Origin of the sequence: Nocardia africana NBRC 100379, from assembly GCF_001612635.1 — a bacterium.
GTDB classification, from domain to species: Bacteria; Actinomycetota; Actinomycetes; order Mycobacteriales; family Mycobacteriaceae; genus Nocardia; species Nocardia africana.
The window spans coordinates 22895-29190 of sequence record NZ_BDAV01000032.1 but is presented as its reverse complement, the minus strand read 5'-3'; the positions used below and the strand labels follow the sequence as shown (position 1 = coordinate 29190).

Here is a 6296-nt window from a genome sequence, read left to right as displayed (position 1 = left end):
CCCCCGACAACGATGTTGAGTTGGTGTTCACTCCGACGTACTCGTCATGGTTGAACTGGATCGAGTCCGAGTTCGCGGCGCTGCGGTATTTCGCGCTCAACGGCACCGATCACCGCAGCCATGGCGAGCAGGACGCCGCGATCGGTGCCTACATCCGCTGGCGCAACCAGCGCGCCGAACCCAAACGCGAGTTCGCCGTCAACTCCAAGATCCGGCTACCTGATTACCTGGCCAACGTTGCTTGACGCGGCACTAGCACGTCCTGAGCTGGAACGAACGTGAACGACTTCGGATGGTGCGTTCGGCTTACCGTTGCACCGATTCAGCGATCGACGTCGACTCCGATCGATCCGTTCGAGTAGCGCGCTTACGCCAGGGTCGTCGCAGATGATATCGACCGCGCTGACGGATGCGCCGGAAGCTGCTGCTGCCTCCGGCACCTGGGCGTCCGGGTGACAGTGGGACGAGGATCAGCGCACCGGCAAGGCTGATTACGGCCAGTGCGAACGCCGAACGTTCCACTCCATCACAGAAGGCGGCTTTCGCATAGTCGGCGAGAGGTTTTCCCGCAGCACCCGCGCGTTCAGCGACTTCGAGTGCACCGGCCAGGGAGCTGCGGACCGGGGCACGAGCAGGCTCAGGAAGGCGATACAAGACTTCGCCGATTCTCGACGAGTAGTTCGCCGACAGGATGCTGCCAGCGACGGCGATACCGATGGCCGCGCCGATCTCCCGAGTCGCGTCATTGACAGCAGCTGACACCCCGTGCTTCTCCAGCGGCGTGTCGAGCATGATCGCGTTGGTGGCGGGGGCGGCCGACATGCCCAGGCCAGCGCTCATGATCAGCAGTGGCAAGAGCACATCGAGGTAGGACGGACCGGAGTCGAGGCGTTGGAGGGCCAACAAACCGACGGCGATGGTCATAAGCCCGGTCGTGGTCGTCACCCGGAGCCCCATCCGTGCCGCGATCGTCGGTGAGACGAGCGACATCGCGATGAGCGGAGCGACCATCGGGGCAAGTGCCAGGGCCGACTGCAGGGGCGTGAAGCCCAAGATGAGCTGGAAATGCTGTACCAGCAGGAACATCACGCCGAAAGTCACGAGGAATTGGATGGTTATCGACAACGCACCACTCGAGAAGCTCCGGCTGCGGAAGAGCCGTACGTCCAGCAACGGGTGCTCGGCACGGAGTTCAGTGACGATGAACGCGGCGACGCTCATCGCTCCGATCGCTCCCATGGCGAACACCCAGCTATCAGTCCAACCGCGCGATGGAGCCTCGATGACGGCGAATACCGCCGTACCGATGGCGAGTACCACCAAGAACATGCCGCGAACTTCCAGCTGTGGGCGTTCGATGTCACGAGAATCGGGGACGGTGAAGCTCAGAACCAACAGCAGCAGTGCGACGAGGGTCAGGCCGACGAAGATCGAGTGCCATGACCAACGAGTAAGGAGCAGACCGGATCCAACCATGCCGATCACTCCGCCCGAACCGGCGATACCCGCCCATACTCCGACCGCGTACTCCCGCTTGTTCATCGGTAGGTTGGCGGTCAGAAGCGACAGGGTCGTCGGCATGACAAGGGCGGCTCCCGCGCCCGCTACCGCTCTGGACAGCATGAGCCATACCGGGGCATCGACCAACACTGGTGCCAGCGAAGCGGCCGCGAATACGGCCAGTCCTACGGTCAGAACGCGTCGACGGCCGTATCTGTCGCCGATCGCGCCCCCGGGCAACACCAGAGAGGCAAGTGCCAACGTATATCCATCGACTATCCAGGTGAGCGCATTCTGATCAGCTCCGGTATCCAGCGCGATAGCGGGAAGCCCGGTATAGAGCGCTGCCATGGCGGCGACAACCAGAGCCACTGCGCCGCAGGTCACGGTCATCGTCCAGGCCGCGGATCTTCGGGCGGCGAGCCGGTCTCCAAGACGGATCATGTCGTTTTCGGTTCCATTCGCAAAGGTTCGTCATCGGCTTTCGCGCGAGGGCTCTGTGACTCAACCCGGTGTCGCCTCGACCTCCTCTAGCGATGACGGTATGGGATAAGGGGGGCGCCCGCGGCCTTGGATTCGGTAGCGGCCCCAGAAGTCTCGATCGCCGATGACCCCGGCGGCTTCGCCGGACCGAGTCCGGACCACCACCGAACGTCGGCGGCCCTGTAGCAACTCGTCGAGAATGTCGCTCTGACGCACCCGCCCGTACCAGCAGAAGCGGCCATCGATGGGCTGGAAGAAGCCGCGCAGTTCGACCTGCACCTCGACTTCGTTGCTCGCGATGATCACTGTCGCCGACCCGATGTAGTCGGAGTCGTCGTGCGGACTATGAGAATTCACTGTGGTTTCCTTCGCCTGATCGACAGCCGGCGCCCGCAATGGGGATCCGCCCAGCACTGCCGGAGGGGCGGACCGACGTCGGGATCCGAGGGCGTTGACCGCTTGACATTCCGGTCCGCCATTGCCAAAGTTACCTCATACCTGAAGTATCCGCTACCTGCCGTATGGGGTAATTTTGACCGGGTGCCCAGGCCAACTGTGACGGGATGTCGCTCCGCGCCGGATGCGTCGATGCCGAGTCATCAGCCGAGTCGAAAGATGGACAAATGACAACAAGTGACGTTCGGGCCCAGATCACCGGGCCGATAGCCGTAACCACCGACGGAATGGCGCGCGTGAGCGGTCGCCGACCCATTGATCTGCAACGATCGGCTGGGCGGCTGCTCAGGACCTCTGCCGAGAAGTTTTACGACGCCGAGGTCGACATCGACTGGGATAATCCGTGGTTGCCGGACAAGGCGTGGCTTCCCGAGCACCGAGTGTCGCTCTACGGCACTCGGCTGTGGAATCGACTGTCGGATGAGCAGAAGATCGAGCTGGGCAAGCACGAACTGGTCAGCATCTTGAGTTTCGGAATTTACGCCGAGAATTTGCTGAGCATGGCATTGCTGCGGCTGAACACAACGGGAGACCTCGTCGACAACAAGGCGCTGTACGCACTCGTCGAGGTTGGCGACGAGAGCCGTCACTCCACTATGTTCGCGCGCTTGATCGCCAAAACGGGCATCCCGCCCTACAAGCTTCCACCCGGGTTCCTGTCGCTGGCGAAGATCCTGCACTTCATCCCGCTGGGGCCGTCCATCCAGGGTGCGACCCTATTGATCGAGGAGATACTCGATCGCGCCCAGCGTGAAGCGATGAACGACGAACGCCTACAGCCGCAGGTCCGGCAGTTGATGAAGATCCACGTGCTCGAGGAGGCGCGCCACATCACCTTCGCGCGAACCGAACTTGTCGAGGGAATGCGTGCGCGGGGACGAGTCTCGCGGGCATGGCACCGCGGTGTGCTCGCGGTCGTGGCGAATTTGGCATATCCCATTCTGATCAACCCGAGGCTGTACCGTGTCGTGGGCGTGCACCCGCTGCGAGGGTTCCTCGCGTGCCAGTTCGGTCCGCACTACCGGGAGAACCTTCAGTTCATGTCCGAGCCGATGATCCGATTCTTCGACGAGGCCGGCATGCTGGAAGGCCGGTTCACAATGTTCCTGTGGCGTCTGTCGAGGAGCCTTCCCGGCGACATCGCCCAGCGGTGACTGGGCGCGGTCCGGCGAAACGCGGGGACCGCAGCGCAGAAAATATCGAGCGAAAGCCGATACCGCCCGCATGCGGTAAGCATCGATCGTACCTGTGACCCTGTTGGTAGAACGGTCCGATATTCGCGTACGTTGCGGGCACGATACAAATCTCTGTGGCTAACGCTGCGGCGAGCCGCACCGGTTAGAGGAAGTCGATGAAAAACAGTCATTCTGGAAATTATGTACGCAAGGCCGGTCGCTCGGGAGGTGACGAAGCACAGGTCAGAGTGCACCGGGCACAGGTCCTCATCGTGGGAGGAGGTTTTTCCGGCATGGGAATGGCAATCCAATTGCTGAAAGCCGGAATAGACGACTTCTTACTGATCGAGAAAGAGACCGAGATTGGCGGAACATGGCGTGACAACACGTATCCGGGCTGCGCATGCGACGTTCCTTCGCATATGTACTCCTACTCCTTCGAGCCCAAACCTGATTGGAGTCACCTCTGGGCTGGGCAGGATGAGATCCAGAACTATCTCAGAGGCCTCGCACGTAAGTACGATCTAGAACGGCACACTCACTTCGGCCGGACACTGCAATCCGGACATTGGGATGCCGACGATTCTACTTGGCATCTGGTCACCTCGGACGGCCACGAGTACATTGCTCGGTTCCTGGTTTCAGGAGTAGGAGCATTGCATATACCGAGCATCCCCAAGATTGAGGGGCAGAAGAACTTCGGCGGCACAGTATTTCATTCGGCGCAGTGGGATCATGACTGCTCGTTGGCGGGCAAGAAAGTTGCTGTTATCGGCACCGGGGCGAGTGCGATTCAGTTCATCCCCGAGATTGCGAAGGTCGTCAATGAACTGCACGTGTACCAGCGGACACCAGCATGGGTGCTGCCTCGGAAAAACGTCAAGTTCCCGGAGACTATTCGGGCTTTGTTCACCAGGGTGCCGATCCTCGCGAAGGGGCTCCGAACTGCTGTCTACTGGTCTGCGGAATCGTTGTCGATAGGACTCAACGGCCATCTCAATCTAATGCGGCCACTTGAGAGTATCGCCAAGTGGAATATCGCGCGGGGAATCGACGATCCCGTGTTGCGTGCTAAACTCACCCCGAGCTATCGCATCGGCTGTAAACGGATCCTCGGCTCGAGCGATTACTATCCAGCCCTGAATCGGCCCACGACAACCGTGATCACCGATGGGATCGCGGAGATAACCGAGGGTGCGATCAAGTCACGTACTGGCGAGAAGCGTCCAGCGGATGTGATCATCTACGCGACCGGCTTCCATGTGACCGATGGGTTCGAAAGCTTGCGTCTCAAGGGCGCGTCCGGCAGGGAACTCGCATCGGTCTGGTCGGACGAGGGGATTCGGACGCATCTCGGCATCACGACCGCCGGATTCCCCAACCTGTTCTTTCTGCTCGGCCCCAACACCGGGCTCGGCCACAACTCCGTGGTCTTCATGATTGAATGCCAGATCAGATACATAATCTCGGCGATCCGTCTCGCGGACGAGCGCGGCGCTGCCGCGCTCGAGGTGCGTGAGCCGGTCCAGCGGAAGTTCAACTCCGAGATCCAGCGGAAGCTGGTGAAAGGAGTCTGGAGCAGCGGTGGGTGTACAAGTTGGTACCTCGACGCAAAGGGCGTCAACCGAACGGTCTGGCCGGGTTTCACCTGGCAGTACTGGCGGCGCACTCGCAAACTCGCGGCATCGGATTTCGGGTTTCTCGGCGAATCGGCCCCTGTGCAACGTATCGCCGACGCCCCGAATTCGCTCGGGAAGGAGAACCTACCGAAATGAGAGATTTCAGCAATCGAGTCATCTCGGTAACCGGGGGGGGCTCGGGAATCGGCCGTGCGGTCGCAATCCGGCTGGCCGGCGACGGTGCACGGCTGGCTATCGCCGATATCGACAGTGAGCGTGCTCGTGAGACCGCCTCCATATGCAGGTCAATGGGCGCCGAATGCCAGCACTATGAGCTCGATGTAGCCGATCGTCGCGCATTCCAGGATTACCGGAGCCGTGTCCTCGCTGACTTTGGCTCGGTCAGCATGGTGATCAACAACGCAGGTGTTGCGCTGGGCGCCGACATACTGGAGATGGCGTGGAGTGACTTCGAATGGCTGATGGGCATCAATTTCTGGGGAGTGGTGAACGGAACGAAGCTATTTCTTCCGGATCTTATCGATTCGGGTGACGGCCACATTGTCAATGTCTCGAGCGTTTTCGGATTGATGGCTATACCAAGCCAGAGCGCGTATAACGCGTCGAAGTTCGCCGTCCGAGGATTCACCGAAGCACTGCGGCAGGAGATGAGAATTCGCCGGTTACCCATCGGTGTGACATGCGTACATCCCGGTGGTGTTCGCACTAATATCGTGCGAGACGCACGCGGGGTCGCCGTGATCGGCGATGAAGAGAAGATTGTTGCTGGATTCGATCGGATCGCGCTCACCACCCCAGACCGCGCGGCGGATGCGATCCTCAAGGGCGTTCGCCGCAACAGGCCGCGAGTGCTCGTCGGACCCGATGCCCTGGGTTTCGATTTCATCACGCGGGCGGTGGGACCCAGGTATCAGGACCTCAATGCACCTCTGGCGCGCGTCGGATACGCGATAGGGCGCCGATACGGTCTGGTGAAGTAGGGCTGTTGATGTCGGTCCGTCGGCTAGATGGACGACCGGGAGAGGCTGTCCAGCATCTATGG

General features: G+C 60.9%; 5 protein-coding genes and 1 pseudogene. 4 read left to right on the top strand and 2 right to left on the bottom strand.

Translation table 11 applies throughout. From position 1 onward, the window contains the following. Positions 1 to 245 (top strand): annotated as a pseudogene (locus NA3_RS34165) (IS630 family transposase); the annotation flags it as partial. A gap of 61 nt (positions 246 to 306) precedes the next feature. On the opposite strand, the gene NA3_RS34160 reads toward NA3_RS34165, so the two are convergent. Together NA3_RS34160 and NA3_RS34155 are read right to left on the bottom strand one after the other, a co-directional pair. Then, the gene (locus NA3_RS34160; RefSeq protein WP_063917868.1) at positions 307 to 1944 is read right to left on the bottom strand and encodes an MFS transporter; all 1638 of its coding nucleotides are present in this window, start codon (positions 1942 to 1944) and stop codon (positions 307 to 309) included. A gap of 60 nt (positions 1945 to 2004) precedes the next feature. After that, complete coding sequence (locus NA3_RS34155; RefSeq protein WP_062968911.1) at positions 2005 to 2340, bottom strand: DUF4873 domain-containing protein; 336 nt, start codon at positions 2338 to 2340, stop codon at positions 2005 to 2007. Between the two features lie 266 nt (positions 2341 to 2606). Here NA3_RS34155 and NA3_RS34150 point away from each other — a divergent pair, with 266 nt between their 5' ends. From NA3_RS34150 to NA3_RS34140, 3 genes are all read left to right on the top strand, one after another. Continuing rightward, positions 2607 to 3593: an AurF N-oxygenase family protein gene (locus NA3_RS34150; RefSeq protein ID WP_062968900.1), complete on the top strand. Its 987-nt coding sequence runs from the start codon at positions 2607 to 2609 to the stop codon at positions 3591 to 3593. Between the two features lie 197 nt (positions 3594 to 3790). Continuing rightward, positions 3791 to 5389, top strand: a complete 1599-nt coding sequence (locus NA3_RS34145) for a flavin-containing monooxygenase (protein ID WP_062968898.1) — start codon at positions 3791 to 3793, stop codon at positions 5387 to 5389. Beyond that, on the top strand, positions 5386 to 6234 hold the full coding sequence (locus NA3_RS34140; protein ID WP_062968896.1) for an SDR family NAD(P)-dependent oxidoreductase: 849 nt from the start codon (positions 5386 to 5388) through the stop codon (positions 6232 to 6234). The genes NA3_RS34145 and NA3_RS34140 overlap by 4 nt, the downstream gene beginning before the upstream one ends. Positions 6235 to 6296: the final 62 nt, after the last annotated feature.

Bases quoted from the DNA above. Each gene is read 5' to 3' on its own strand.
- NA3_RS34140 (WP_062968896.1), top strand. From the start codon at position 5,386: ATGAGAGATTTCAGCAATCGAGTCATCTCGGTAACCGGGGGGGGCTCG.
- NA3_RS34150 (WP_062968900.1), top strand. From the start codon at position 2,607: ATGACAACAAGTGACGTTCGGGCCCAGATCACCGGGCCGATAGCCGTA.
- NA3_RS34145 (WP_062968898.1), top strand. From the start codon at position 3,791: ATGAAAAACAGTCATTCTGGAAATTATGTACGCAAGGCCGGTCGCTCG.
- NA3_RS34160 (WP_063917868.1), bottom strand. From the start codon at position 1,944: ATGATCCGTCTTGGAGACCGGCTCGCCGCCCGAAGATCCGCGGCCTGG.